This is a genomic window from Cellulosimicrobium composti (genome assembly GCF_010287905.1).
GTDB lineage: Bacteria > Actinomycetota > Actinomycetes > Actinomycetales > Cellulomonadaceae > Cellulosimicrobium > Cellulosimicrobium composti.
Window position 1 is genome coordinate 9,925 of the sequence record NZ_JAAFAN010000032.1, and the last position, 24,550, is coordinate 34,474.

At 75.7% G+C, this 24,550-nt stretch carries 24 protein-coding genes; 2 read left to right on the forward strand and 22 right to left on the reverse strand.

The genetic code is table 11. From position 1 onward, the window contains the following. Positions 1-11: 11 nt before the first annotated feature. From nuoK to GYH36_RS10715, 18 genes are all read right to left on the reverse strand, one after another. A complete protein-coding gene (nuoK, locus tag GYH36_RS10630; RefSeq protein ID WP_024841838.1) occupies positions 12-311 on the reverse strand; it encodes an NADH-quinone oxidoreductase subunit NuoK in 300 nt (99 codons plus the stop codon). Next, positions 311-1,252 carry an NADH-quinone oxidoreductase subunit J gene (locus GYH36_RS10635; RefSeq protein ID WP_115942030.1) on the reverse strand — a complete coding sequence of 314 codons (942 nt, stop codon included), beginning with the start codon at positions 1,250-1,252 and terminating at the stop codon, positions 311-313. Before GYH36_RS10635 ends, nuoK begins: the two co-directional genes overlap by 1 nt. Further along, on the reverse strand, positions 1,249-1,998 hold the full coding sequence (gene nuoI / locus GYH36_RS10640) for an NADH-quinone oxidoreductase subunit NuoI (RefSeq protein ID WP_024841836.1): 750 nt from the start codon (positions 1,996-1,998) through the stop codon (positions 1,249-1,251). Before nuoI ends, GYH36_RS10635 begins: the two co-directional genes overlap by 4 nt. Further along, positions 1,991-3,388 carry an NADH-quinone oxidoreductase subunit NuoH gene (nuoH, locus tag GYH36_RS10645; RefSeq protein ID WP_115942029.1) on the reverse strand — a complete coding sequence of 466 codons (1,398 nt, stop codon included), beginning with the start codon at positions 3,386-3,388 and terminating at the stop codon, positions 1,991-1,993. The genes nuoI and nuoH overlap by 8 nt, the downstream gene beginning before the upstream one ends. Continuing rightward, positions 3,385-6,069 carry an NADH-quinone oxidoreductase subunit G gene (locus GYH36_RS10650; protein ID WP_162289836.1) on the reverse strand — a complete coding sequence of 895 codons (2,685 nt, stop codon included), beginning with the start codon at positions 6,067-6,069 and terminating at the stop codon, positions 3,385-3,387. Before GYH36_RS10650 ends, nuoH begins: the two co-directional genes overlap by 4 nt. After that, entirely contained in the window at positions 6,069-7,430 is a 1,362-nt protein-coding gene (gene nuoF / locus GYH36_RS10655) for an NADH-quinone oxidoreductase subunit NuoF (RefSeq protein ID WP_024841833.1), read from the reverse strand. Before nuoF ends, GYH36_RS10650 begins: the two co-directional genes overlap by 1 nt. Then, positions 7,427-8,347 carry an NADH-quinone oxidoreductase subunit NuoE gene (gene nuoE / locus GYH36_RS10660; RefSeq protein ID WP_024841832.1) on the reverse strand — a complete coding sequence of 307 codons (921 nt, stop codon included), beginning with the start codon at positions 8,345-8,347 and terminating at the stop codon, positions 7,427-7,429. The genes nuoF and nuoE overlap by 4 nt, the downstream gene beginning before the upstream one ends. After that, positions 8,344-9,723: an NADH-quinone oxidoreductase subunit D gene (locus GYH36_RS10665; protein WP_162289837.1), complete on the reverse strand. Its 1,380-nt coding sequence runs from the start codon at positions 9,721-9,723 to the stop codon at positions 8,344-8,346. Before GYH36_RS10665 ends, nuoE begins: the two co-directional genes overlap by 4 nt. Then, the gene (locus GYH36_RS10670) at positions 9,720-10,496 is read right to left on the reverse strand and encodes an NADH-quinone oxidoreductase subunit C (RefSeq protein WP_024841830.1); all 777 of its coding nucleotides are present in this window, start codon (positions 10,494-10,496) and stop codon (positions 9,720-9,722) included. Before GYH36_RS10670 ends, GYH36_RS10665 begins: the two co-directional genes overlap by 4 nt. Further along, positions 10,493-11,044: a NuoB/complex I 20 kDa subunit family protein gene (locus GYH36_RS10675; protein WP_024841829.1), complete on the reverse strand. Its 552-nt coding sequence runs from the start codon at positions 11,042-11,044 to the stop codon at positions 10,493-10,495. Before GYH36_RS10675 ends, GYH36_RS10670 begins: the two co-directional genes overlap by 4 nt. A 57-nt stretch (positions 11,045-11,101) precedes the next feature. Further along, positions 11,102-11,464 (reverse strand): NADH-quinone oxidoreductase subunit A, encoded by a 363-nt coding sequence (locus GYH36_RS10680; protein WP_021481795.1) that lies wholly within the window; start codon positions 11,462-11,464, stop codon positions 11,102-11,104. A 121-nt stretch (positions 11,465-11,585) separates the two neighbouring features. Continuing rightward, positions 11,586-12,896 (reverse strand): geranylgeranyl reductase family protein, encoded by a 1,311-nt coding sequence (locus GYH36_RS10685; RefSeq protein ID WP_312028593.1) that lies wholly within the window; start codon positions 12,894-12,896, stop codon positions 11,586-11,588. Positions 12,897-13,185: 289 nt separating this feature from the next. After that, on the reverse strand, positions 13,186-13,911 hold the full coding sequence (locus tag GYH36_RS10690) for a hypothetical protein (RefSeq protein ID WP_162289838.1): 726 nt from the start codon (positions 13,909-13,911) through the stop codon (positions 13,186-13,188). Beyond that, entirely contained in the window at positions 13,908-14,441 is a 534-nt protein-coding gene (locus tag GYH36_RS10695; protein WP_024841826.1) for a signal peptidase I, read from the reverse strand. The genes GYH36_RS10690 and GYH36_RS10695 overlap by 4 nt, the downstream gene beginning before the upstream one ends. 55 nt (positions 14,442-14,496) lie before the next feature. After that, positions 14,497-14,973, reverse strand: coding sequence for a hypothetical protein (locus GYH36_RS10700; RefSeq protein WP_162289839.1), 477 nt, complete (start codon positions 14,971-14,973; stop codon positions 14,497-14,499). Beyond that, positions 14,970-15,509 carry a hypothetical protein gene (locus GYH36_RS10705; protein WP_162289840.1) on the reverse strand — a complete coding sequence of 180 codons (540 nt, stop codon included), beginning with the start codon at positions 15,507-15,509 and terminating at the stop codon, positions 14,970-14,972. The genes GYH36_RS10700 and GYH36_RS10705 overlap by 4 nt, the downstream gene beginning before the upstream one ends. A gap of 10 nt (positions 15,510-15,519) precedes the next feature. Further along, complete coding sequence (locus GYH36_RS10710) at positions 15,520-16,062, reverse strand: alternate-type signal peptide domain-containing protein (RefSeq protein WP_024841823.1); 543 nt, start codon at positions 16,060-16,062, stop codon at positions 15,520-15,522. A 162-nt stretch (positions 16,063-16,224) separates the two neighbouring features. Beyond that, positions 16,225-16,920 (reverse strand): demethylmenaquinone methyltransferase, encoded by a 696-nt coding sequence (locus GYH36_RS10715; protein WP_162289841.1) that lies wholly within the window; start codon positions 16,918-16,920, stop codon positions 16,225-16,227. A 111-nt stretch (positions 16,921-17,031) separates the two neighbouring features. Between GYH36_RS10715 and GYH36_RS10720 the strand changes: the two genes are divergently transcribed. Then, positions 17,032-18,396 carry an isochorismate synthase gene (locus tag GYH36_RS10720; RefSeq protein ID WP_024841821.1) on the forward strand — a complete coding sequence of 455 codons (1,365 nt, stop codon included), beginning with the start codon at positions 17,032-17,034 and terminating at the stop codon, positions 18,394-18,396. Between the two features lie 85 nt (positions 18,397-18,481). Beyond that, positions 18,482-19,018 carry a GNAT family N-acetyltransferase gene (locus tag GYH36_RS10725; protein WP_162289842.1) on the forward strand — a complete coding sequence of 179 codons (537 nt, stop codon included), beginning with the start codon at positions 18,482-18,484 and terminating at the stop codon, positions 19,016-19,018. A 205-nt stretch (positions 19,019-19,223) separates the two neighbouring features. Here the strand turns inward: GYH36_RS10725 and GYH36_RS10730 are convergent, their stop codons facing one another. The 4 genes from GYH36_RS10730 to GYH36_RS10745 form a co-directional block, all read right to left on the reverse strand. Further along, positions 19,224-20,861 carry a S1C family serine protease gene (locus tag GYH36_RS10730; RefSeq protein WP_115943543.1) on the reverse strand — a complete coding sequence of 546 codons (1,638 nt, stop codon included), beginning with the start codon at positions 20,859-20,861 and terminating at the stop codon, positions 19,224-19,226. Between the two features lie 82 nt (positions 20,862-20,943). Continuing rightward, entirely contained in the window at positions 20,944-22,773 is a 1,830-nt protein-coding gene (gene menD / locus GYH36_RS10735; RefSeq protein WP_312028594.1) for a 2-succinyl-5-enolpyruvyl-6-hydroxy-3-cyclohexene-1-carboxylic-acid synthase, read from the reverse strand. Next, the gene (locus tag GYH36_RS10740) at positions 22,770-23,771 is read right to left on the reverse strand and encodes an o-succinylbenzoate synthase (protein WP_024841817.1); all 1,002 of its coding nucleotides are present in this window, start codon (positions 23,769-23,771) and stop codon (positions 22,770-22,772) included. The genes menD and GYH36_RS10740 overlap by 4 nt, the downstream gene beginning before the upstream one ends. 59 nt (positions 23,772-23,830) lie before the next feature. Further along, the gene (locus tag GYH36_RS10745; protein WP_162289843.1) at positions 23,831-24,550 is read right to left on the reverse strand and encodes a DUF1345 domain-containing protein; all 720 of its coding nucleotides are present in this window, start codon (positions 24,548-24,550) and stop codon (positions 23,831-23,833) included.

Sequence of the window (24,550 nt, forward strand, 5' to 3'; positions counted from 1 at the left end):
GTGCCGGCCCCTCAGCTCTTGAGCAGGTTGACGTCGTCGACCGAGGCGGACCGACGGGTGCGGAAGATGGACACGATGATCGCGAGGCCGACGACGACCTCCGCCGCCGCGACGACCATGACGAAGAACGCGAGCACCTGCCCGGTCACGTCGCCGTGCATGCGGGCGAACGTGACGAACGCGAGGTTGGTCGCGTTGAGCATGAGCTCGACGCCCATGAACACGATGATCGCGTTGCGTCGCAGCAGCACGGTCGCGGCCCCGATCGCGAAGAGGATCGCCGCGAGCACGAGGTAGTGGGTGAGCTCCATCAGTCCTCTCCTGCCTCGGTCGCCGCCGGCGTCCCGCCCGGGACGCGGGACCGACCCGGGTCGTCGGGCCCGGCGACGTCGCCGGCGGGCGCCTCGCCCGCGGGGCGCTCGGCGGTCGCCGCCTGCACGGTGCGCTCGTTCGCGTCCTGCGCCCGCAGGGCGGGCAGCGCGCGCTGCGGCTCGTGCTCGACGAGCACGTCGCGCTCGGCCGCGAGGATCGTGCCCGCGGAGCGCTCCTGGCCGCGGATCCGCAGGACGCGCGAGACCGACTCCTCGATGGGCCGGCCGTGCGCGTCGAGCGCCGGGGTGTCCATCGCGTTGTTCTGCGCGTACACGCCGGGCGCGGCGAGCGGCGTGAGCCGGCCGCCCGAGGGCAGCGCCGCGACCTTGGCCTCGGCCTGCTCGCGCTGGCCCACCTTCGGCGTGAGCCGCCGGCGGTGCGTGAGCACGAGCGCGGACACCGCCGCGGTGATGAGCAGGACGCCCACGACCTCCATCGCGAACACGTAGTCCGCGAAGAGCACGCGCGCGAGCGCCGTCGGGTTCGTGGCCGCGTTCGCGAGCTCGAGGCCGACCGCCGGCGGGAACGCCGCCTGCGAGACGACGCCGACCAGCACGACCCCGAGCCCCAGCCCGAGCAGCACGCCGATCCACCGCTGGCCGCGGATCGTCTCGACGAGCGAGTCGGACGCGTCGACGCCCACGAGCATGAGCACGAAGAGGAACAGCATCATCACGGCGCCCGTGTAGACGACGACCTGGACGACGCCGAGGAACGACGCCTCCTGCGCGATGTAGAGGATCGCGAGGTCGACCATGACGAACATGACCGCGATGGCGGCGTGCACCGCCTTGCGCGCGAAGAGCAGCGAGAGCGCCGCGAGCACCATGAGGGGGGCGAGGACCCAGAAGAGGACCGCCTCGCCGCCGCCCCCGGTCACCGCGCGCCCTTCCGGGCCGACGGACGGGCGGACCGCCCGGACGGCTGCGTGACGCGCCGGACCTCCGGCTGCGGGCCCGCGGGCTCGGGCGGCAGCGTCGGGTCGTCCGGGCGGTGCTCGCGCACCCACTCCACCTGCTCGGCCACCGGGCCGGTCACCTCCCCGCGGTAGTACTCGGTGTCCGACGTCCCGGGCACCATCGGGTGCGGCGCGGCGAGCATGCCCTCGCGCAGCGGCGCGAGCAGGTCCTGCTTCTCCCAGATCATGCCCTCGCGCGTCGGCCCGGCGAGCTCGTACTCGTTCGTCATCGTCAGCGCGCGCGTGGGGCACGCCTCGATGCACAGGCCGCAGAAGATGCAGCGCAGGTAGTTGATCTGGTAGACGCGGCCGTACCGCTCGCCCGGCGACATGTGGCCGCCGTCGGGCAGGTCGGCATTGTCCGCGCCCTCGACGTAGATCGCGTCCGCCGGGCACGCCCACGCGCACAGCTCGCACCCGATGCACTTCTCCAGCCCGTCCGGGTACCGGTTGAGCTGGTGCCGCCCGTGGTAGCGCGGCTTCGTCGGCACCTTCTGGCGCGGGTACTGCTCCGTGACCGTCGGCCGGAACATCGAGGAGAACGTCACGCCGAACCCTGCGACGGGTGCGAGCGCCTCGCGCAGGCCCTTGGCCTGCGGCCGCCGCTGCGTGTACTCGCCCGGCGCCGACGGCCCCGGGCGGGGCTCGTGCTTCTGGTCGTCAGCCACGGTCGACCTCCTTGTCGTGGGGGGTGCCAGGTGACCCGGCGGCCCCGGGCGTGCCGGCGTCGTCGGGCACGAGCGCCCGGCGGCGCGGGGACGGCGGGAGCGACTGGCCCGGCAGCGGCGGGACGGGGAACCCGCCCGCGAACGCGTCGAACGGCTCGGGCGCGGCGCCCGCTGCGCGCGGGGTGGTGCCGGGCGGCGCCTTCTTCTCGGGCCAGAACCAGACGACGACCACGACCACGAGGGCGAGGGCGACGGCCACGCCGACGAACACGCGCAGGTCGACGTCGAGGAACTGGCGCACCGCCTGCGCGACCGCGAGCAGCACGAGCCACGCGAGCGCGAACGGGATGAGGACCTTCCAGCCGAACCGCATGAACTGGTCGTAGCGCAGGCGCAGCAGCGTGCCGCGCACCCACACGAAGAAGAACATGACGGCCCAGACCTTGACGAGGAACCAGAGGATGGGCCACCAGCCCTCGTTGAGCATCCCGTCGTTGATCGCCGAGAGCGGCCACGGGGCGCGCCACCCGCCGAGGAACAGCGTCGTCGCGACGGCGGAGACGTTGAGCATGTTGATGTACTCCGCGAGGAAGAACCACGCGAACTTCATCGACGAGTACTCCGTCATGTACCCGGACACGAGCTCGCCCTCGGCCTCGGGGAGGTCGAACGGGAGCCGGTTCGTCTCGCCGACCATCGAGATGACGTAGATGACGAACGCCGGCAGGAGCGGCAGGAACCACCACAGCTGCGTCTGCGAGTCGACGATGCGCGACGTCGACATCGACCCCGCCATGATGAAGACGGAGACGAGGGACAGGCCCATCGCGAGCTCGTAGCTGATGACCTGCGCCGTCGAGCGGACCGAGCCGAGCAGCGGGTACGTCGAGCCGGACGACCAGCCGCCGAGCACGATGCCGTACACGCCGAGCGACGCGCACGCCAGGATGTAGAGCGTCGCGACCGGGAAGTCGGTGAGCTGCGCGGGCGTCACGTAGTCCGTGAACGGGATCTGCACCTCGGGCCCGAACGGGACGACCGCGAACACGAGGAGCGCGCAGAACACGGAGATCATCGGCGCGAGCAGGTAGACGAACTTGTCCGCCGCCTTGACGGTGATGTCCTCCTTGAGCAGGAGCTTCATCGCGTCGGCGAGCGACTGGAGCAGGCCGAACGGCCCGTGCCAGTTCGGTCCCGGGCGCACCTGCATGCGCGCCACGACCTTGCGCTCGAACCAGATCGCGAACAGCACGCTCGTCAGCAGGAACACGAGGATGAGCACGGCCTTGACGAGGTACGTCCAGCCGTTGTCCTGCGAGAAGTCCGCCGTGATGCCGGGCACGGCCGGCGTCTCGGCCGCCAGCGCGTGGAACGCGTGGACGCCGCTCATGCGCCCTCCCCTCCGTCGGTGCTCCCGGGCTCGAGCCGGACGACGTCGCCCGGCACCGCGCCGAGCGTCGCGTGCACGGACGACCCCGGGGAGCGCATCGGCAGCCAGACCACGTGGTCGACCATGTCCGTCACGACGACCGGGAGCGTGACGGCCCCGCGGTCGGTCGAGACGCGCACGAGCTCGCCGTCGAAGACGTCGACCGCGGCGGCCGTCGCGGCGGACAGCCGCGCGACCGGGCGCTTGGCCGTCCCGGCGAGGTAGCGCTCGCCGTCCTGGCCGCGCGCGTCGTCGAGCAGGAGCCGCCAGCTCGCGAGGACCGCCGTGCCCGGCGCGACGGCCGGGGGCTCCGCGGTCTCCACGGCCGGCGCGGGGACGCGCTCGCCGTCCCACGCGCCCGCGTCGAGGAGCTGGTCCAGCTCGGCGCGCACGGCCTCGACCGTCGCGAGCCCGAGCGGCACGCCCGCGGCGTCCGCGAGCGCGTCGAGCACGCGGTGGTCGGGCATCGCGGTCGACGCGAGCGCGGCGGGGAAGCGGCGCACGCGCCCCTCCCAGCTGACGAAGGCGCCCTCGCGCTCGACGGGCGGCGCGACGGGGAGCACGACGTCGGCGAGCTCGGTCACCGCGGAGCGGCGCACCTCGAGCGAGACGACGACGTCCGCCGCCTCGAGCGCGCGGCGCGCGTGCGCCGGGTCGGGCAGGTCGTCGAGCTCGAGCCCGCCGAGGAGGACGCCCGAGAGCTGGCCGACCGACAGCGCGTCGAGCATCTCGCCCGCGTCGCGCCCGACCGTCGTCGGCAGCCCGGCGTGCGGGTCGTCGGCCGCGCCCACGCCCCACACCGTCGCGACGTCCACGCGTGCCGCGGGGTCGGCGACGGGGCGCCCGCCCGGCAGCAGGTTCGGCAGCGTGCCCGCCTCGACGCCGCCGCGCTCGCCCGCGCGGCGCGGCACCCACGCGAGGCGCGCGCCCGTCGCGGCGGCGGCGCGCAGCAGCGCGGTGTACCCGCCGCGCGTCGCGGCGAGCCGCTCGCCCACGAGGATCACCGCGCCCGGCCGGCGCAGCGCGTCGCTCACGTCCGCGAGCACGTCCTCGGGCCCGCTCGCCTCGTCGAGCGTCCGCACGCGGTCGCCCGCGGCGATGCCGTCGAGCCACTCCCCCTCGGTGCCCGGCGCGGCGGGGAGCAGCGTCCCGTGCAGGCGCTGCAGACCGCGCGACGCGTACGGCGCGACGGAGAACACGCGCACGCCGTGCCGCAGCGCGCCCTTGCGCAGGCGCAGGAACGTCACGCCCGCCTCCTCCTCGGCCTCCAGGCCGACGAGGAGCACGGCGGGGGCCTTCTCGAGGTCGGAGAACGTCACGCCGAGCCCGCTGCCCGCGACGGCGTGGGCGAGGAAGTCCGCCTCCTCCGCGCTGTGGGCGCGGGCGCGGTGGTCCACGTCGTTCGTGCGCAGCCACGTGCGCGCGAGCTTCGCGTACGCGTACGCGTCCTCGACGGTGAGCCGCCCGCCCGGGAGCACGCCGACGCCGGCGGCGTCGCGCGCCCGGGTGAGCGCGTCCGCCGCGACCTCGAGCGCCTCGGCCCAGGACGCCGGGCGCAGCTCGCCGCGGGTCACCGTGCCGTCCGGCGCGACCTCGCGGTCGCGCACGAGCGGGTGCGTGAGGCGGTCCGGCGCGGACTGCCACGTGAACGCGAAGCGGTCGCGGTCGGTGATCCACTCCTCGTTGACGAGCGGGTCCTCGCCCGCGAGGCGGCGCAGCACGACGCCGCGCCGGTGGTCGACGCGGATCGCGGAGCCCGACGAGTCGTGCTCGGCCACCGACGGCGTCGAGACCAGGTCGAACGGGCGCGACCGGAACCGGTACGCGGCGCCCGTGAGCGCGCCCACGGGGCAGATCTGCACGGTGTTGCCCGAGAAGTACGACGCGAACGGGAGCCCCGACTCGTCCTCCAGGGCCAGTCCCACCGGGCGGTCGCCGGGCGTCTCGCCCGCGGGCGGCGCGAAGTCGAGCACGGCCTCGTCGAAGCGCCCGATCTGCTGCGCGGCGCCGCGCTTCTGCAGGTCGATGAACGCGTCGCCCGCGATCTCCTGCGAGAACCGCGTGCAGCGCTGGCACAGGACGCACCGCTCGCGGTCGAGCAGGATCGTCGTCGAGACCGCGATCGGCTTGGGGAACGTGCGCTTGACGTCCACGAACCGGCTCGTCGCGCGGCCGTTGCTCATCGCCTGGTTCTGCAGCGGGCACTCGCCGCCCTTGTCGCACACCGGGCAGTCGAGCGGGTGGTTGATGAGCAGGAGCTCCATGATGCCGTGCTGCGCCTTGTCGGCGACGGCGCTCGTGCGCTGCGTGCGCACGACCATCCCGGGCGTCGCCTCGAGCGTGCACGACGCCTGCGGCTTCGGCATGGGCCGCACGTTGCCCTCGCGGTCCGGCGTCGCGACCTCGACGAGGCACTGCCGGCACGCGCCCGCGGGCTCGAGCAGCGGGTGGTCGCAGAACCGCGGGATCTGGATCCCGATCTGCTCGGCGGCGCGGATCACGAGCGTGCCCTTCGGCACCGACATCTCGATGTCGTCGATCGTGAACGTCACCTGGTCCGCCGGGGCGGGGGGCGTGGCCGCGCCGCCCGAGGGCGCGACGGCCGAGGAGCCGGTGCCCGGGGCGGGGGTCGTGGTCGTCATCAGTGCACTCCTGCCGTCAGGACGCGGGCCGGGCGGGGCGTGTGGTCGAAGAGCGCTGAGGCCGCCGGGTCGAACGGGCAGCGGTGCTCCGTGATGTGCGCCTCGTACTCGTCGCGGAACAGCTCGATGCTGCTCGTCACGGGAGACGTGGCACCGTCGCCCAGCGCGCAGAACGCGCGCCCCAGGATGTTGTCGCACGTGTCGAGGAGCAGGTCGAGGTCCGCCTCGGTGCCCTGGCCCGCCTCGATGCGCGCCAGCACCTGCTTCATCCAGTACGTGCCCTCGCGGCACGGCGTGCACTTGCCGCACGACTCGTGCGCGTAGAAGTCCGTCCACCGGCTCACCGCGCGCACGACGCACGTCGTCTCATCGAAGAGCTGCAGCGCGCGCGTGCCGAGCATCGAGCCCGCCGCGGCGACCGACTCGTAGTCGAGCGGGGTGTCGAGGTGGGCGTCGGTGAACAGCGGCGTCGACGACCCGCCCGGCGTCCAGAACTTCAGCGCCTTGCCGCCGCGCATCCCGCCCGCGAGGTCGAGCAGCTCGCGCAGCGTCGTGCCGAGCGGCGCCTCGTACTGGCCGGGCCGCGTCACGTGGCCCGAGAGCGAGAACAGGCCGAACCCGGCCGAGCGCTCCGTGCCCATCGACGTGAACCAGTCCGCGCCGCGCGCCACGATCGACGGCACGCTCGCGATCGACTCCACGTTGTTGACGACCGTCGGGCGCGCGTACAGGCCCGCGACCGCCGGGAACGGCGGCTTGAGCCGCGGCTGCCCGCGGCGCCCCTCGAGCGAGTCGAGCAGCGCCGTCTCCTCGCCGCAGATGTACGCGCCGGCCCCGGCGTGGACCGTGACGTCGAGGTCGAAGCCCGACCCGAGCACGTCCGTGCCGAGGTACCCCGCCTCGTACGCCTCCTCGACCGCGCGCAGCAGGCGGCGGTACACGTGCAGCACCTCGCCGCGCACGTAGATGAACGCGTGGTGGCACCCGATCGCGTACGACGTGATCGCGACGCCCTCGACGAGCGCCTGCGGGCTCGCGAGCATGAGCGGGATGTCCTTGCACGTGCCCGGCTCGGACTCGTCCGCGTTGACGACGAGGTAGCGCGGGCCGCCGTCGGGCGCGGGCAGGAAGCCCCACTTCATGCCCGTCGGGAACCCCGCGCCGCCACGGCCGCGCAGGCCGGACGCCTTGACGGTCGCCACGACGTCGGCCGGGTCCTGGCCGAGCGCCGCGCGCAGGCCGGCGTAGCCGCCGCGGTCCAGGTACGACGCCAGGGTCCAGGACCGGTCCGCGTCCCACGTGTCCGACAGGACGGGGGTCAGCGGGTCGGGTGCCGGTCGGGCGGTCTGCTGCTCGCTCATGCGTCCGCTCCCTTCGACGGGTCGGGCTTCGTGCCGGGCGACTCGGCCTTGCCTCCCGGGTCGACGTCGGCCTCGGTGGTCGGCTTCCGGTCGGCGCTCGACTGCTCCGCGCCGGTGACCGGCTTCTCCGGTGCGCCCTCGGTGCCGCCGGTGGACGCGGCGTCGGCGGCCGACGGCGCGTCTCCCGCCTCGGCGGCCGTCTCGCCGGCGGGGGCGGTCCAGCCGTGCTCGCGCGCGAGGCGCAGGCCGGCGAGCGTGGGCTCACCCGCCCCGACGCCCTCGTCGGCGCGGCCGTCGGTGAAGCCCGCGAGGACGCGGCTCATCTGCTTGAAGGTGCACACGCTCGCGGCGCCGCGCGTCGGGGCGACGGGCTCGCCCGCGCGGAGACGGTCGACGACGTCGGTCGCGCTGGCCGGGGTCTGGTTGTCGAAGAACTCCCAGTTGACCATCATGACCGGCGCGTAGTCGCAGGCCGCGTTGCACTCGACGCGCTCGAGCGTGATCGCGCCGTCCTCGGTCGTCTCGTCGTGCCCGACGCCGAGGTGCTCCGACAGCTCGTCGAAGATCGCGTCGCCGCCCATGATCGCGCACAGCGTGTTCGTGCAGACGCCCACGGTGTAGGTGCCGTTCGGGTGCCGCTTGTACTGCGTGTAGAACGTCGCGACGGCGGACACCTCGGCCGCGGTGAGGCCGAGCTGCTCGGCGCAGAACAGGATCCCGTCGCGCGAGACGTAGCCGTCCTCGGACTGCACGAGGTGCAGCATCGGCAGCAGCGCCGAGCGCGGGTGCGGGTAGCGCGCGACGATCTGCGCCGCGTCGGCGGCGAGCCGCGCGGCCGTCTCGGCGTCGTACCCGGGGCGCTGGCGCGGCGCGCCCGCAGGCGTGCCGTTCGTCGCAGGTCCGGCGTCGATGGTCATCGGTCCACCCCTCCCAGCACGGGGTCCAGCGACGCGACGGCGACCACGACGTCGGCCACCTGGCCGCCCTCGCACATCGCCGCCACGGCCTGGAGGTTGTTGAAGGACGGGTCGCGGAAGTGCGCCCGGTAGGGGCGGGTGCCGCCGTCGGACACGAGGTGCACGCCGAGCTCGCCGCGCGGGTGCTCGACGGTCTGCCACGCCTGCCCCACCGGGACCCGGAAGCCCTCCGTGACGAGCTTGAAGTGGTGGATCAGGGCCTCCATGGAGGTGCCCATGATCTCCTTGATGTGCTCGAGCGAGTTGCCCTGGCCGTCGCTCCCGATCGCGAGCTGCGCGGGCCACGCGATCTTGCGGTCGCCCACCATGACGGGCTGGCCCGCGGTCGCCTCGAGGCGCTCGAGGCACTGCTCGACGATGTGCAGCGACTGGTAGCACTCCTCGAGCCGCAGCACGACGCGGTCGTAGCAGTCCGCACCGGTCGCGGTCGGGACGTCGAAGTCGTACGTCTCGTAGCCGCAGTACGGGTCGGCCTTGCGCACGTCGTACGGGTGGCCGGTCGAGCGCAGCACCGGCCCGGTCACCCCGAGCGCCATGCAGCCCGCGAGGTTGAGGTGCCCGACCCCGACGAGGCGACCCTTGAAGATGGGGTTCGCGAGCATGAGGTCGCCGAGCTGGCCGAGGTAGCGGCGCACGAGCGGGTCCGCCTTGCGGACCTGCTCCACGAGGTCCGGCGGCACGTCCTGCGCGACGCCGCCGGGGCGCACGTACGCGTGGTTCATGCGCAGACCCGTCACGGCCTCGAAGATCCGCAGGATCTCCTCGCGCGCGGTGAACGCGACGGTCATGACGGTCGTCGCGCCCATCTCGTTGCCGCCCGTGCCCAGGCACACGAGGTGGGACGCGATGCGGTTGAGCTCCATCATGAGCACGCGGATCACGCTCGCGCGCTCGGGCACGTCGTCCGTGATGCCGAGCAGCTTCTCGACCGCGAGGCAGTACGCCGTCTCCTGGAACAGCGGCGCAAGGTAGTCCATGCGCGTGCAGAACGTGACGCCCTGCGTCCACGTCCGGTACTCCATGTTCTTCTCGATGCCGGTGTGCAGGTAGCCGATGCCGCACCGCGCCTCGGTGACGGTCTCGCCGTCGATCTCGAGCATGAGGCGCAGCACGCCGTGCGTGGACGGGTGCTGCGGACCCATGTTGACGACGATGCGCTCCTCGCCGAGCGCGGCCGCGGCGACGGCGCTCTCCGCGACGTCGGCCCAGTCGCCGCCCGACGCCTCGAAGCTCGGGATGCCCGGCTCGAAGTCGCCGACGGGCGGGCGCGTGGCGTGCGGTGCGGCGCCGGGGGCGCCGGTGGTGTGCGTGCTCACGAGTACGACCTCCTCGTGTCCGGCGGGGGCACGGTCGCGCCCTTGTACTCGACGGGGATGCCGCCGAGGGGGTAGTCCTTGCGCTGCGGGTGGCCCGGCCAGTCGTCGGGCATCTCGATCCGCGCGAGGGACGGGTGGCCGTCGAAGACGATCCCGAAGAAGTCCCACGTCTCGCGCTCGTGCCAGTCGTTCGTCGGGTAGACGGACGTCGTGGTCGGCACGTGCGGGTCGGCCTCGGGCACCGACACCTCGAGTCGCAGGCGGCGGCCGTGCGTGATCGACGTCAGGTGGTAGACCGCGTGCAGCTCGCGCCCCACGTCGTGCGGGAAGTGCACGCCGCTCACGCCCAGGCTCAGCTCGAACCGCAGGTCCTGGTCGTCGCGCAGCGCGCGGCACACGTCGACCAGGTGGTCGCGGTGCACGTGCAGCGTGAGCTCGGCGTGCGCGCCGGGCGGGTCCACGACGACGCGCTCGACCGCCGCGTCGAACGGGACGCCCGACGCGGCGAGCACCTCCGCGAGCACGTCGACGACCTCGTCGAACCAGCCGCCGTAGGGCCGCGGGCTCGCGCCGGGCATCGCCACGGGCTGCACGAGCCCGCCGTAGCCCGACGTGTCGCCCGAGCCGCGGACGCCGAACATGCCCTCGCGCACCTCGACGACCTCGAGCGTCCGTGGCGCGCCCGAGCCGCTCACGAGGTCGGACGACCGCGGGCCCTGCACCTCCTCGGGCTGGGGCACGGGCGTGCCCGCCCCCGACTTCTCGTCCGTCACCGCAGCAGCCCCTTCATCTGGAACGTCGGCGTGGCCTCGAGCGCCGCGGCCTCGGCGGCGCGCGCCGCCTCCTTGCGGTTCACCCCGAGCGGCTCGTGCTGGATCTGCTCGTGCAGCGCGAGGATCGCGTTGATGAGCATCTCCGGCCGCGGCGGGCAGCCGGGCAGGTAGATGTCGACGGGCACGACGTGGTCGACGCCCTGCACGATCGCGTAGTTGTTGAACATCCCGCCGCTCGACGCGCACACGCCCATGGACAGGACCCACTTCGGCTCGCTCATCTGGTCGTAGACCTGGCGGACGACCGGCGCCATCTTCTGGCTCACGCGCCCGGCGACGATCATGAGGTCCGCCTGGCGCGGCGACGCGCGGAAGACCTCCATGCCGAACCGGGACAGGTCGAACCGCGACGCGCCGGCGGCCATCATCTCGATGGCGCAGCACGCGAGGCCGAACGTCACGGGCCACAGCGACGCCTTGCGCAGGTACCCCGCGAGGTCCTCGATCGTGGTGAGCAAGAAGCCCGAGGGAGCTTCCTCGATCCCCATGGTGTCTCTCCTAGTTCTCTCGCCGGTGCCCGCCGGGGCCCCCGCTGGGTGCCACCGTCAGTCCCACTCCAGGCCGCCGCGGCGCCACTCGTAGACGAACGGCACGGTGATGAGCGCGAGGAACGCGAGCATCGCCACGAGACCGAACGTCGCGAGCGTCGCGAAGTCGACGGCCCACGGGTAGAGGAAGACGACCTCGATGTCGAAGACGATGAACGTCATGGCGACGAGGTAGTACTTGATCGGGAAGCGCCCGCCGCCGACGGCGTGGGGCGTGGGCTCGATGCCGCACTCGTACGCGTCGAGCTTGGCGCGGTTGTAGCGCTTGGGTCCGATGACCGCGCTCGCGGCGACACCGCCGAGGGCCAGCACGGCGGCCACGCCCATGAGGACGAGCAGCGGGACGTACGGGTTGGTCATCGTCGACTCCTCAAGTGGGGGCTCGGGACGGGTTCTCCCGGACGACGTCGTCCGGGGTCACGGGAAGGTGGTGCGAGCGCCGGCCCCTCGTCCTGGCAGGGTGCCGGCCCACCTCGGTGGCTCATGACGACGGCACCACCCTCGTCAGCCCTGCGATCACGCGGTCGACCCAGTCGCCGCCGCGGGGCTCGTAGCAGTCGGACAGGAGCTTGAGCACGAACCGCATGACGACCGGGCGCGGGAGCCCGTAGCGCGTGCAGACCCGCATGATCTCGGGGTGCTCGATGAGCTTCACGAAGTACCGGCCGAGCGTGTAGTAGCCGCCCAGCTCGCGGCGCATGATCCGCGGGTAGGTCTGCAGCGCGCGCTCGCGCCCCGGGTCGGTGAGGCGTGCGCGCGACTGCGCGACGACGTCGGCCGCCGTCCGACCGGCCTGCATCGCGTACGCGATGCCCTCGCCGTTGAACGGGCTGACCATGCCTCCGGAGTCGCCCACGAGGAGCACGCCCCGCGTGTACAGCGGCGTGCGGTTGAACCCCATGGGCAGCGCGGCGCCGCGCACCGGGCCGAGGCGGTTCTCCTCGGTGAGCTCCCACTCGGCGGGCGCGTTGCGCATCCACGCCGCGAACAGGTCCTTGTAGTCGACGTTCGCCGCGGACTGCCGCGCGGGCGTCGAGCTCACCGAGCCGAGGCCGACGTTCGCCGTGCCGTCGCCGAGGGAGAAGATCCAGCCGTAGCCCGGCAGGAGGTTCGACTCGCGGGGCGCGCCGTCCCACAGCTCGAGGTGGGACTCCATCCACGGGTCGTCGTGCCGGGGCGTCCGGAAGTAGGTGCGGACGGCGACGCCGATCGGGCGGTCCTCGCGGCGTGCGAGGCCGAGGGCGAGCGCGAAGCGCGACGAGACGCCGTCGGCCGCGACGACGACGGGCGCGCGGTAGGTGACCTCGTCGCCCGCGCGTCGGCCCTTGTCGTCCACGGGACGCGCCGTCACGCCGACGACGCGGCCGGTGCGCTCGTCGAGGACGGGACCGGTCACGGCGGTGCGCTCGAGCAGCTTGGCCCCGGTGCGCTGCGCGTGCTCGGCGAGCGTGCGGTCGAACGAGTGGCGCGCGCGGGCCATGCCGTAGCTGGGGTACGACGCGAGGTCGGGCCAGGCGAGCTCCCAGGACCGCCCGCTCGCGACGACGCGCAGGCCGCGGTTGCGGATCCACCCGTCGTCCTCGCGCGTGGGGACGCCCATGCGCACGAGCTCGGCGACCGCGCGCGGGGTGAGTCCGTCGCCGCAGATCTTGTCGCGCGGGAACGAGGACTTCTCCAGGAGCAGCACGCTGAGGCCGGCGGCGGCGCAGTAGTGCGCGGCCGCGGAGCCGGCCGGACCGGCGCCCACGACGATCACGTCGGCGTCGTCGAGCCTCGCGCCCACCGTGCTCACCCCTCCCCGTCCGGTCGTCGGGACATCTCGCGCCTCCACCGTGGCCGGGGTCCGGGCACGGTGCACCCACAGTCCTTGTGAAGTCGGTCACAATGGACGTCGCCACTCTAGTCACTCCCGGTGGGAGATGTGTAGCAAGGCGACCCTTCCTTGGGAGATCCTGTGACGAAGGTCCTCCCCGGCGACGACCACGGGCCCTGGGAGTCGGGACTCGCGGGCAACGGGGCCGGCGCGGCGATGGCCTAGCCTCCCGGGGCCGGGGCGCGCCCACGGGACGCGTCGACGCAGGTCAGGCCGACGGGCCGGACTCCGGCCGCGCGTCCTGCACCCGGTCCCGCGGGGCACGGCCCGCCGACCCCGCACGCGCGAGCAGGACGCCCGCCCCCGCCGCGAGCGCCGCGACGGCGAGGACCGCCCACGCGTCCGCGCCCGTGCGCGGCAGGCTGCCCCGGCCGCCGCCCGGAGGCGCCGCCCCGTCCGCGACGGCGACGAGGTGCACGCTCTCGAGCACGCCCGCGACCGAGCGCCGCGTCGAGGACGGCGCGTCGGCGGACATCGCGACCCGCACCTCGACGCGCGTCGCCTCACCCGGGTCGAGGACCGGCCCGCGCCACGTGGCGCCGTCGGGCCTCGTGCCGTCGAGCGCGACGTCGAGCCACGCGCCGAGGCCGGTGCGCGCCTGCGCCGGGTCGACGTCGGGAGCGAGGTCGACGAGGACGCGCGCCGCGCCCGGGCCGTCGTTGCGGACCCACAGGTCGCGCACGACGGTCGCGCCGGGGACGACGAGCGCGTCCGCCCCGAAGAGGGACGTCGTGAGGTCCGCCGCCCACGCGGACCCGTCGGTGCTCAGTCGTACGGCGTCCTCGCCGCCCGCGGACGCGCGTGCGGGCCCGCCGAGCGCGACGGCGGCGACGAGCGCGAGCGCGACCGCGAGGAGCGCGCGCGGCCGTCCGCGCCGCCGGGCACGCACCGGGTCGCGCCGGAGCGGCCCGCGCCGGTGCGCCCGCGGGCTCACGGGACGGGCTCCGGGGCCGGTCGGGCACGCGTGCGCCCGCGCGACCGGGCCCGCTCGCGCAGACCCGCCACGACCTGCCAGGCGCCCCACCCGAGGAGGCCGGCCGCCGCGACCACCGCGACGGTGCGGCGCGTGTCCCCCGAGACCGCGGTGCTGACCCAGCCGAGCACGGGGACCGCGTAGACGACGGTCCCGCGCAGCTGGACGGGACGCACGGGCTCCGGGTCGGGCGAGGAGTTGGCGTCGCCGCGCGTCGTCAGGGTGCGCTCGCCGTCCGCCCCGACGCCGACGGCGACGACGCGGTGCGTCACGACCTCGGGCCGCCCCGAGGCGATCTGGTACGTCACCACGTCCCCCGGGGAGATGCGTGCCGCGTCGACGGGCCGCACGACGACCATCGTCCCCGGCGCGTAGGTGGGGCGCATCGACCCGGTGAGGACGGTGTACGGCGTCGCCCCGAGCACGAGCGGCACGACGACGCCCACGAGGGCCAGCCCGACGGCGGCCGCCAGCGCGACGGCGCCCAGCACCCGGGCGAGCGGCCCGTGGCGGCGTGTCCCGCGGTGCCGTGCGGGCAGCCGGCGCTCAGCCACAGGACACCCCGGCGAGGCCGGTGCCCGCGAGGAGCGCGCCGCGCACCGGCACGGCGTTGCTCGGGGCGGACGTCCAGCCGGAGGCGTGGACGGACTGGACGCTCACCTGGAGCGTCGTGCCGCCGAGCAGCAGGTCGAGGATCGACCCGAGCAGCCCGCCGAGCAGGCTCTCGGTGACGACGAGCTGGGTGGCGGTGGTCTCGGTCGTGGTGGACTGCCCGCCGCCCGCGATCGTCACGCGGTAGCGCGCGGGCGCGGGCGTGGGCGCGGCCCAGCTGACGGTCGCGCTGCGCAGCACGACCGAGCCGGTCGTCGTGCACGTCGTCGCGGTCGGCGGCGGGACCGTCCCGGCGGAGACGGTCGTCCACAGCGAGCCGTTCGCCGTCCACCACGCCGCGGCCGGCACGCCGACGAGCGCGAGCAGCACCGCGAGCACCGCGGCGACCCGGACCCGGACCGCGCGCGTCACGACGGCCTGCTCTCGAGCGTGACGGTGACCGCGACCTGCGCGCTCTGCCCCTGCCACGCGTTCGGGCTCCCCGCGGGGAGCGTGTAGCGCACGCACACCTGGGTGGTCGCGCCGCGCGCGTACGTCTGCGGGCTGAGCGCCCCGGCGGCGAGCGGCGTCCCGGTGCACGTCGGCCCCGGGTAGAACGTCACGGTGGGCTGCACGGGGCCGTCGTACGCGACGGACAGCCGGTACCGCCACGTGCCGTCACCCGTGTGCGTGAGCGACGCGACGCCGTCGCGCGACTCGCCGGGCATCATGCCCGCGAGGTCGGGGAACGTCTGCCACGACGTCTCGACGCCGAAGGTCCCCGAGCGCACGTCCGCGGTGCTCACGGCCTGCGAGGCCGACCACGTGGCCCACGCGGCGCCCGCCGAGAGCGGGAGCGCCGCGAGGACGAGCACGGCGACGGCGCGCGCGGCGCCCCGGCGGGCGCGCGCCGTGCGGAGCGCGCCCGGGCCGGGTGGCCGTGCGCGGCGGGAGCTCTCGACGCCCACCGCGGACCTCTCAGAGGTGCTGCTCGAGCGTGAAGGTCAGGCTCGACAGGTTGACGACGGCGTTCGTCGCGACCTGGTCGGGCGTCGCCTCGTCGAACGTGAGCGTCACGTCGGCGTCGACGGGCGCGTACGCGGCCGTCGACGGCGCGACCTCGAACGTGCCGTCCCCGTTGTCCGTGGCCCACGACGGCGGGCCGTCGAGCTCGAACGTCACGTCGAGCGCGTCGAGCAGCGCCGCGTCGCCCGTGAGGGCGTCGGTGCCCGCGACGGAGAGCGTGGACTGCAGCGTGTCGCCGATCGCGGTCACGGTGACCGGCTGGGTCAGGGCGAGCACGTCGCCCGGGACGATGCGGACCGCCGTGACGTCCGCCACGGGAGTCCCGTTGAGCGTCCAGACGGGAGTGCCCATCGCGAGGTCCAGGTCGCCCGAGGTGATGTCGCCCGCCTCGGCGACGGCCTGCGAGTCGGACCACAGCGCGTACGTCCCGGCGCCTCCCAGGAGGAGCAACGCTCCCGCCCCGATCGCCAGCGCGCCCTTCGTCAGCCGTTCCATGTCGTGCCCCTGTCGTACCGGCGCCCACCCCTGCGGCGGCGCTCGTGCCCCGACGGTAGGTCGTGCCCCGGGCAACGGCATGCGCAGGAGCCTGCTCCGCCGGGTGAATTCCGCTGCGCGGACGCGGCGGGGGGGGTGCGGCGGTCGGACGTCAGGGGTGCGTCACGCGGGACGCGTCGCGCGGTGCAGCGCGACGATCCCGCCGGAGAGGTTGCGGTACGCGACCTTCTCCCAGCCCGTGCGCAGGAGCAGACGGCCGAGCCCGACCTGGTCCGGCCACGCCGCGATGGACTCGGCGAGGTACTGGTAGGAGCCGCCCTCGCGCGTCACGGCGGCCGCGATGCGCGGGAGCGCCTGGACGAGGTACTCCTGGTAGACGACGCGGAACGGCGCCCACGTCGGGGTCGAGAACTCGCAGATCACGACGCGCCCGCCCGGCCGCACGACGCGCAGCATCTCGCGCAGCGCGCCCTCGGTGTCGACGACGTTGCGCAGCCCGAACGAGATCGACACCGCGTCGAACGTCTCGTCGGCGAACGGGAGCCGCGTCGCGTCGCCCGCGACGAACGGGAGGTCCGGGCGCCGCTCCTTGCCGACCTGCAGCATCCCGAGCGAGAAGTCGCACGGGACGACGCGCACGCCGTCGTCGGCGAACGGCTCGGACGACGTGCCGGTCCCGGCGGCGAGGTCGAGGACCTTCTCCCCCGGCAGCGCGCCGACCGCGCGCACCGCCGCGCGGCGCCACGACCGGTCCTGCCCGAGCGAGAGGATGTCGTTCGTCAGGTCGTACCGCGAGGCGATCCCGTCGAACATCGACGCGACCTCGGTGGGCTTCTTGTCCAGGGTGGCGCGGGGCATGCCCCCATGCTTCCACGTCCGCGCGCCGCCGGGCGCGCCCCGGGGGCGACGGCGGGCGGGGCGGACCGGGCCCGGCGGGCGCACCGCCGCGCGCGGCTTACGCTGGACGCGATGACTGCAGAACCGTCGGCCACGGCCGGACAGCCGCAACCCCGGCCGAGCATCGTCGTGCGGACCACCCCGATCCCCGACCTGCCCGGCGGTCTCGACGCCCTCGTGGACCTCCTGCCCGACGCGCGCCCGCACGCGTGGGTGCGCCGCGGCGACGGGATCGTGGGCTGGGGCGAGGCGCTGCGCCTCGAGACGTGGGGCCCGGGCCGGTTCGCCGACGCCGAGGCGGCGTGGCACGAGACGCTCGGGCGCGCCGTGGTGCGCGACGAGGTCGGGCTGCCCGGCACCGGACCGGTCGCGTTCGGCTCGTTCGCGTTCGACGACTCGGCGCCGGGCGACGACGCGCACGACCCCGTCCGCGCGGGCGGCGTGCTCGTCGTACCGCGCGTCGTCGTGGGCCGTCGCGACGGGCGCGCGTGGCTCACGACGGTCGACACGGCCGGCTCGCTCTCCTCCTCCCCGGCCGACGCGCTCGCGCGCACCCCGCGCACTCCCGTCACGGCCCCCGGCGCGGTCGCGTGGCACGACGGCGCGCTGCGCGCCGACGACTGGGCGACCGTCGTCGCGGAGGGCGTCGAGCGGATCCGCTCGGGCGCGCTCGAGAAGGTCGTGCTCGCGCGCGACGTCGTCGCGCACACCGCCGAGCCCGTGGACCCGCGCTGGCTCCTCGCGCGCCTGGTCGCGGCGTACGAGGCGTGCTGGACCTTCTCCGTCGACGGCCTCGTCGGGGCGACCCCCGAGCTGCTGGTCCGCAGCGAGAAGGGCCTCGTGACCTCGCGCGTGCTCGCCGGCACGATCCGCCGCGGCGGGCTCTCCGACGACGAGGCGCTGCTGCGCGCGGCCCAGCTCGCGCGGTCGTCGAAGGACCTCGAGGAGCACGAGTACGCGGTGCGGTCGGTCGCGCAGGCGCTCGCGCCCTTCTGCTCGTCGATGAACGTGCCCGACGCGCCGTTCGTGCTGCACCTGCCGAACGTCATGCACCTCGCGTCCGACGTGACGGCGGTCCTCGCGCGCGGCGCCGGCGCGCCCGGGGCGGCGGCCGGCCCGACGAGCCTCGCGCTCGCCGCGGCGCTGCACCCCTCGGCCGCGGTGTGCGGGACGCCGACGAGCGTCGCGCGCGAGGTCATCCGCGAGATCGAGGGCATGGACCGGGGCCGGTACGCGGGCCCGGTCGGGTGGCTCGGGGCCGACGGCGACGGCGAGTGGGGCATCGCGCTGCGGTCCGCCGAGCTCTCGGCGACCGACCCGCGGTCCGTCCGTCTGTTCGCCGGGTGCGGCATCGTCGCCGCGTCGGACCCTGCGGCGGAGGTCGCGGAGTCGGAGGCGAAGCTCGAGCCGATGCGCTTCGCGCTCGGCGGCGGCTGACCGGCGGAGACGTCACCGTCGCGGCCTCGCGACCGGGGTCCGGACGGCCCGGTCCCGCCGGGGTCGCCGCTGCTACGTTCGCGGCGTGCCCGATTCCTCCCTGTCTCCCGCCGCCCGCCCGTCCGCCCCGTCCGGCGTCCTGGTCCGCCGCGCGACCGTGGCCGACCGCGACGACGTGTGGCCGCTCGTCCGCGAGCTGCCGCGCCACGACCCCGAGCGCGAGGCGTTCGAGCGGTCGTTCGGCCCGCTCCTCGCAGCGCTCGACACGTACTTCGCGGTGGCCGAGCTCCCGGACGACGGCGTGGTCGGCTACCTGCTCGCCAACCGCCACCTGACGTTCGCCTCGAACGGCGTCGTGTGCCGCGTCGAGGAGGTCGCCGTGCGGCCGTCGCACCGCCGCCAGGGGATCGGCCGCGTCCTGCTCGAGGCCGCGGAGGCGTGGGCCGCGGAGGTGGGCGCGCGGCGCGTCGGTCTCGCCACGGGCCTGTCCAAGGAGTTCTACGTCTCGGGCGGGTACGTCGAGACGGCCGGCTTCTTCACCAAGCACGTCGACGCGCCCGCCGCCGCGGCCGACGAGGAGCCGGGCGCCACGTGGGAGCCGTCGGGGCCCGCCGCCGGCTGACCGGGGACGACGGACGGCCGGCACGGGCGCTCCGTGCCGGCCGTCCGGTGTGCGGCGACCGCCCCGCGCGGGGACTCGCGGGCCGCTCGCCCGCCCGCCGCGGCAGGGGACGCGACGGGAGCTCGGTGTGCGGGAGCGGGCCGCGCGTGCCGGCGCGTCGGCCCGCCCCCGGTGCCCCGGGACGCCCGGCGGGCGTCCCGAGGGGTCAGCCCCGCCCGCCGAAGAACCAGTCGAACGGGTTCGGGACGTTGCCCGGGTCGGACGGGTCGGAGTCCTGCCCGCCGCCCTGGCCCTCGCCCTGGTCGCCCTGGCCCGGGGCGCGGCCCTGGTCGGGCGCCTGATCCTGCCCGTCGGTCCCGTCGTCGGCGGGGCGCGTCGCGAGCGTCACGTCGAGCTCGATCGTCTTCCCGTCGCGCACGACCGTCAGCGCGGACGTCTCGCCCGCGGCCCGCTCGCGCACGAACGCGGTGAGCGACTCGGCGCCGCCCACGGCGTGGCCGTCGATCGCGACGACGACGTCCCCGGAGCGGACCCCCGCCTCGGCGGCGGGCGACCCGTCGGTGATCTCCTGGACCTCCGCGCCGCGGCGCGTGACGCCGTCGGCGGTCGCGGTCGCGTCGGCGAGCGTCACGCCGAGGAACGCGTGCTCGGCGGTCCCGTCCTCGATGAGCTGCTCCCCGATCGACCTCGCGAGGTTCACGGGGATCGCGAACCCGAGGCCGATCGACCCCGACTGCCCGCCGCCGCTCGAGAGCGACGCGATCGACGACGTGATGCCGATGACGCGGCCCTGCGCGTCGAACAGCGGGCCGCCCGAGTTGCCGGGGTTGACCGCGGCGTCGATCTGGATCGCGTTGGTGACGACGGACGTGCCGCCGCCCTCGCCCGACGCGGAGACCGGACGGTCCACGGCCGACACGATGCCCGTCGTCGCCGTGTTCGCGAGACCGAGCGGGTTGCCGACCGCGAGCACGGCCTCGCCGACGCTCACGTCGTCCGAGTCGCCGAGCGTCGCGGGCCGGAGGTCGTCGGGCGCGTCGACGAGCTGCACGACCGCGAGGTCGGTCGCCGGGTCGAGCCCGACGATCTTCGCCTCGAACAGGCGGCCGTCGCTCAGCGTCACCTGGACGGTGTCGTCGACCGCGCCGGACACGACGTGGTTGTTCGTCAGGACGTGGCCCTGCTGGTCGATGACGACGCCCGACCCCTCGGCACCGCCCTGCGGGGTCTGCACCTGGATCGCGACGACCGACGGCGCGACCGCCTGGGTCACGGCCTCCCAGTCCGGGTTCTGCGACGACGAGTCGGACACGGGCGCCGTGGTGCTCTGCTGGCGGCCGACGTCCGCGAGCGACGCCGGCGCCTGGTCGGGCGTCAGCGCCACGGTGAGGCCCGCGGTGCCGACGCTCGCGAGGACGGCTGCCGCGGCGGCCGCGCCGACGACGGGGACCCAGGTGCGGCGGCGGCGGGCGCCGCCGTCCTCACCCTGGCCGGCCGGGACCGGCGGTGCGGGCGGCGGGCCGAACGACCCGCCGGGCGCGTGCGGCGACGGCTGGGCGGGCCGCGCGTACGGGTTGGGCAGCGGCGCGGCGCTCGCGTGGCCCGTCGGGGCGGGCTGCGGCGGCGCGAGGTGCTGGACGTGCTGCGGTGCGGGGATCGGCTGCGTCGCGCCGACCGGGGCCAGGGGCTCGGTCCGCGCCTCGACGGGCGCGGGTGCCGGCGTCTCGACGGAGACCGTCGCGGCGCGCTCGGCGGCGGCGGGCGTCGTCTCGGCGGGAGCGGCAGGGGCGTCGGTGGCCGGGGTGGTGGGGGTGGTGGGCTCGGTGCCCGGGGTGCTGGTCATGGTGGCCTCCTCGTTGCTGCCCACCACTTCACACCGCCGCGCTTGAACGACGCTTGAACGCTCCTGGGAGTTCGCTGCGAGTTCAGAGCGCCGCGCGCACGGCGGCGCGCACGTCCTCGGCGAGGCTCAGCGCGTCGCGCCGGCGCTCCGTACGCCCGACGCGCACCTCGAGCACCTGGACGCCGTGGCTCGGCGCGCCGAGCGCGTGCCGCAGGGACGGCACGTCCGGCACGAGCTGGTGGTCCACGCCGTAGCCCGCGCAGAGCTGCGCGAGGTTGGCCCCGTGCGGCGTCGCGAACACGCGCTCGAACGTGCGGCCCGACGCCTCGGACGTCTCGCCGAGCGCGCCGGGCTCGAGCCCCGCGAAGATCGAGCCGCCGTCGTCGTTCACGACGACGAGCTGGAGGTCCGCGTGCGGCTCCGACGGGCCGCGGAGCAGCCCGCCGACGTCGTGGAGGAACGTGAGGTCGCCGAGCAGCGCGCGCGTGCGCCGGTGCGCCCGGCCCGTCGCGACGGCGGCGCCCAGCGCCGTGGAGACCGTGCCGTCGATCCCCGCGAGGCCGCGGTTCGCGAGCACGCGCGGCGCGGCGGCGTCGATCCCGAGCACGAGGCCGAGGTCGCGCACGGGGTTGGAGGAGCCGACGACGAGGAGGTCGTCGCCGCCGCACGCGCTCACGACGGCGCGCGCGACGCTCGGCCCGTCGGTCCGCGCGCCGTCCGTCGCCGCCGCCACGACGCGCGCCGCGGCGGCCGAGGCGGCGCGCCACCGCGCGAGCCACGCCGGGTCGGCGCCGCCCGGCCCGGGCGCGACGCCGTCCGGGTCGAGCCACGCGGTCGGGACCGCGGGCAGGACGGACGCGGCGTTGCGCGCGGCGTCGGGCCACGGCCCGGCACCGTCCGCGACGACGCGCACGTCGACGCCCGCGCGGCCGAGCAGCCTCTGCACGGGCCGCGACAGGGTCGGGCGGCCCAGCACCACGACGTGCTCCACGGCGTCGACGAGCTCGTCGACGCCGAGCACGAGCGGGTGCGCGACGACGAGGTGCGCGCCGCCCAGGGCGCCGGACGACGGCTCCGCGAGCAGGGGCCAGCCGCGCGCCTCGGCGAGCTCGCGCGCGACCGGGCCCGCACCGTCGCCCGCGACGACGACCGTCCGCGCACCCGGTGCCGGCTGGTCCGCGGCGAGGACGGCGCGCGCGGGAACGACCGTCGTCGAGGGCGCGTCGGCCGCGGTCGCACGTGCGGCGCCGGGAGCGGGCGCCGGTGCAGCCGCGGGCGCGGCGCCGCCGACGCTGCCGAGCGGGACCAGGGGCTCGCGGTACGCGAGGTCGAGGTGCACGGGGCCGGGGTGACCCGAGCGCGCGCCGAGCGCCTCGCCGAGCGCCCGGCCCGCGAGCGCGAGCAGGTCGCGCACCTCGCCCGGCCGGCCGTCGGGCGCGGGGACGTCGGCCGCGAACCGCACGGCGGGGCCGAAGATCCCCGCCTGGTGCGTCGTCTGGTTCGCCCCCGTGCCGCGCAGCTCGTGCGGCCGGTCGGCGGTGAGCAGCACGAGCGGGACGCCCGTGTGGTGCGCCTCCAGCACCGCGGGGTGCAGGTTCGCGACGGCCGTGCCCGACGTCGTGACGACGGCGACCGGGCGCGGCAGCGCCACCCCGGCATGGTCGAGCGGGCCCGCGCCGCGCGAGAGCCCGACGGCGAGGAACCCGGCCGAGCGCTCGTCGACGCGCACGTGCAGCGTCAGGAGCCTGTGGTCGGACGCCGCCGCGAGCGCGTACGCGAGCGGCGCGCTGCGCGACCCCGGGGCGAGCACGACGTCGGCGACGCCGCCGAGCACGAGGCGGTGCACGAGCACGAACGCGCCGCGCACCGCGGGGGGCTGGGCGTCGAGGCCGTCGAGCAGCACGTCGCTCACCGGGCACCCCCCACCGACGCGAGGAGGCCCGCGACGCGGTCGAGTCGCTCGCGCCAGCGCCGGTCCGTCCCGGCGTCGGGCGCGGTCACGGCGAGCGCGGCGGCGGACGGGGCGGGGCGGGTCACGGGCAGGGTGCCGCCGGTGGGGACGAGCGGGGCGTCCGTGACGTCCGCCGCGAAGAGGTTGACGGTCGCGAGCCCGCACGCGTACGGCAGCTCGGGCAGGGCCGCGGCGAGCGCGACGCCCGCGGCGATGCCGACGGACGACTCCAGCGCGGACGACACGACGACGGGCAGCCGCACCTGCTCGGCGAGGTCGAGGCACGCGCGCACGCCGCCGAGCGGCTGGACCTTGAGCACGACGACGTCCGCGGCGTCGGCGCGCACGACGGCGAGGGGGTCCTCGGCGCGCCGGATCGACTCGTCCGCGGCGACGGGCACGGCGGTGTCGCCGCGCTGGCCGCGCCGGACGGCCGCGAGCCCCGCGACGTCCGGGCACGGCTGCTCGACGTACTCGAGCCCGCCCGCGGCGCGGTCGAGGTGCGGCAGGCGCCGCAGCGCCTCGTCGGGGTCCCACGCGCCGTTCGCGTCCACGCGCACCCGGCCGTCCGGTCCGAGCGCGTCGCGCACGGCCTCGAGCCGCGCGACCTCGGCGTCGAGCGGTTCGAGCGCGCCGTCGGGACCCCGCTGCGCGACCTTGACCTTCGCGGTCCGGCAGCCGCCGGACGCCGCGACGAGCTCGCGCGCGCGGTCGGGCCCGACGGCGGGCACGGTGACGTTGACGGGCACGCGGTCGCGGACGGCGTCGGGCCACCCGTGGTGCGCGGCCTCGTGCGCCGCGCGCAGCCACGCCGCGGACTCGGCGTCGTCGTAGTCCCAGAACGGGGAGAACTCGCCCCACCCGGCGTCGCCGCGCAGCAGCACGCCGTCGCGCGCGTCGAGGCCGCGGAAGCGCGTGGTGAGCCGGGTGCGGTAGACGACGGTGCGGGAGTCGGGCACGCCTCCAGGCTATGTCACCACCGGCGGCAGCACGCCGCGCCGCCGCCCGGGCGCCGCGCTCAGGAGCTGACGAGCACGACGACGACGAGGGCGACGATGACCGCGTTGAACGCGAACGCGACGACGGCGTGCGTCGTGACCATGCGGCGCGTGGCGGTGTCGAGCACCGTGACGTCGGCGGTGGAGAACGTCGTGCTCACGCCCGCCGCGAGGTACACGTAGTCGGCGAAGGCCCGTGGGCCGTCACCGGGGAACCCGAACCCGCCCGCGCCGCCGGCGGCGACGTCGCGGCGTGCGTAGTGCACCGTGTAGGAGACGAGGACCGTCACCCACGACGCGACGATCACCGCGACGCCGAGCACCGTCATCCCGGGGACGGTGGCCCACGCGGAACCCTGGGCGAGCGCGACCCCGACGAGCAGCGCCATGACGGCGAACTGGACCGACCACGCGGCCGACCCGCCCCCGAGGAGCAGCCTGCGGACACGCCCGCGCCCGTCCGGGTGGGCGTCGAGGAGCGCCCGCTCGAGCGCGCGCCCGCGGCGTCCCGCGAACGCGACGCACGTGAGCGTGCAGTAGAGCCCGGAGAGCACGGCCCACGCCAGGAGCCCGGCGGCCACGGGCACGCCGTCCGGGTCGAGGCCGAGCGGGCCCGCCGTGAGCACGACGACGAGCGGGGCGACGACGAGCGCGACGACGGTCGACGTGACGGCCCGCACGCTCTCCGGGACCAGGCGGTCGCGCACGGAGGGCCGGGGGGCTAGTGGTCGGCGGCTCAT

Excerpts from the sequence above, each read along its gene's own strand:
- GYH36_RS10675 (WP_024841829.1), bottom strand. The coding sequence starts at position 11,044 with ATGGGGATCGAGGAAGCTCCCTCGGGCTTCTTGCTCACCACGATCGAG.
- nuoF (WP_024841833.1), bottom strand. The coding sequence starts at position 7,430 with ATGAGCGAGCAGCAGACCGCCCGACCGGCACCCGACCCGCTGACCCCC.
- GYH36_RS10730 (WP_115943543.1), bottom strand. The coding sequence starts at position 20,861 with ATGACCAGCACCCCGGGCACCGAGCCCACCACCCCCACCACCCCGGCC.
- GYH36_RS10650 (WP_162289836.1), bottom strand. The coding sequence starts at position 6,069 with ATGACGACCACGACCCCCGCCCCGGGCACCGGCTCCTCGGCCGTCGCG.
- GYH36_RS10715 (WP_162289841.1), bottom strand. The coding sequence starts at position 16,920 with ATGCCCCGCGCCACCCTGGACAAGAAGCCCACCGAGGTCGCGTCGATG.
- GYH36_RS10680 (WP_021481795.1), bottom strand. The coding sequence starts at position 11,464 with ATGACCAACCCGTACGTCCCGCTGCTCGTCCTCATGGGCGTGGCCGCC.
- nuoE (WP_024841832.1), bottom strand. The coding sequence starts at position 8,347 with ATGACCATCGACGCCGGACCTGCGACGAACGGCACGCCTGCGGGCGCG.
- GYH36_RS10710 (WP_024841823.1), bottom strand. The coding sequence starts at position 16,062 with ATGGAACGGCTGACGAAGGGCGCGCTGGCGATCGGGGCGGGAGCGTTG.
- nuoK (WP_024841838.1), bottom strand. The coding sequence starts at position 311 with ATGGAGCTCACCCACTACCTCGTGCTCGCGGCGATCCTCTTCGCGATC.
- nuoH (WP_115942029.1), bottom strand. The coding sequence starts at position 3,388 with ATGAGCGGCGTCCACGCGTTCCACGCGCTGGCGGCCGAGACGCCGGCC.
- GYH36_RS10720 (WP_024841821.1), top strand. The coding sequence starts at position 17,032 with ATGACTGCAGAACCGTCGGCCACGGCCGGACAGCCGCAACCCCGGCCG.
- GYH36_RS10745 (WP_162289843.1), bottom strand. The coding sequence starts at position 24,550 with ATGAGCCGCCGACCACTAGCCCCCCGGCCCTCCGTGCGCGACCGCCTG.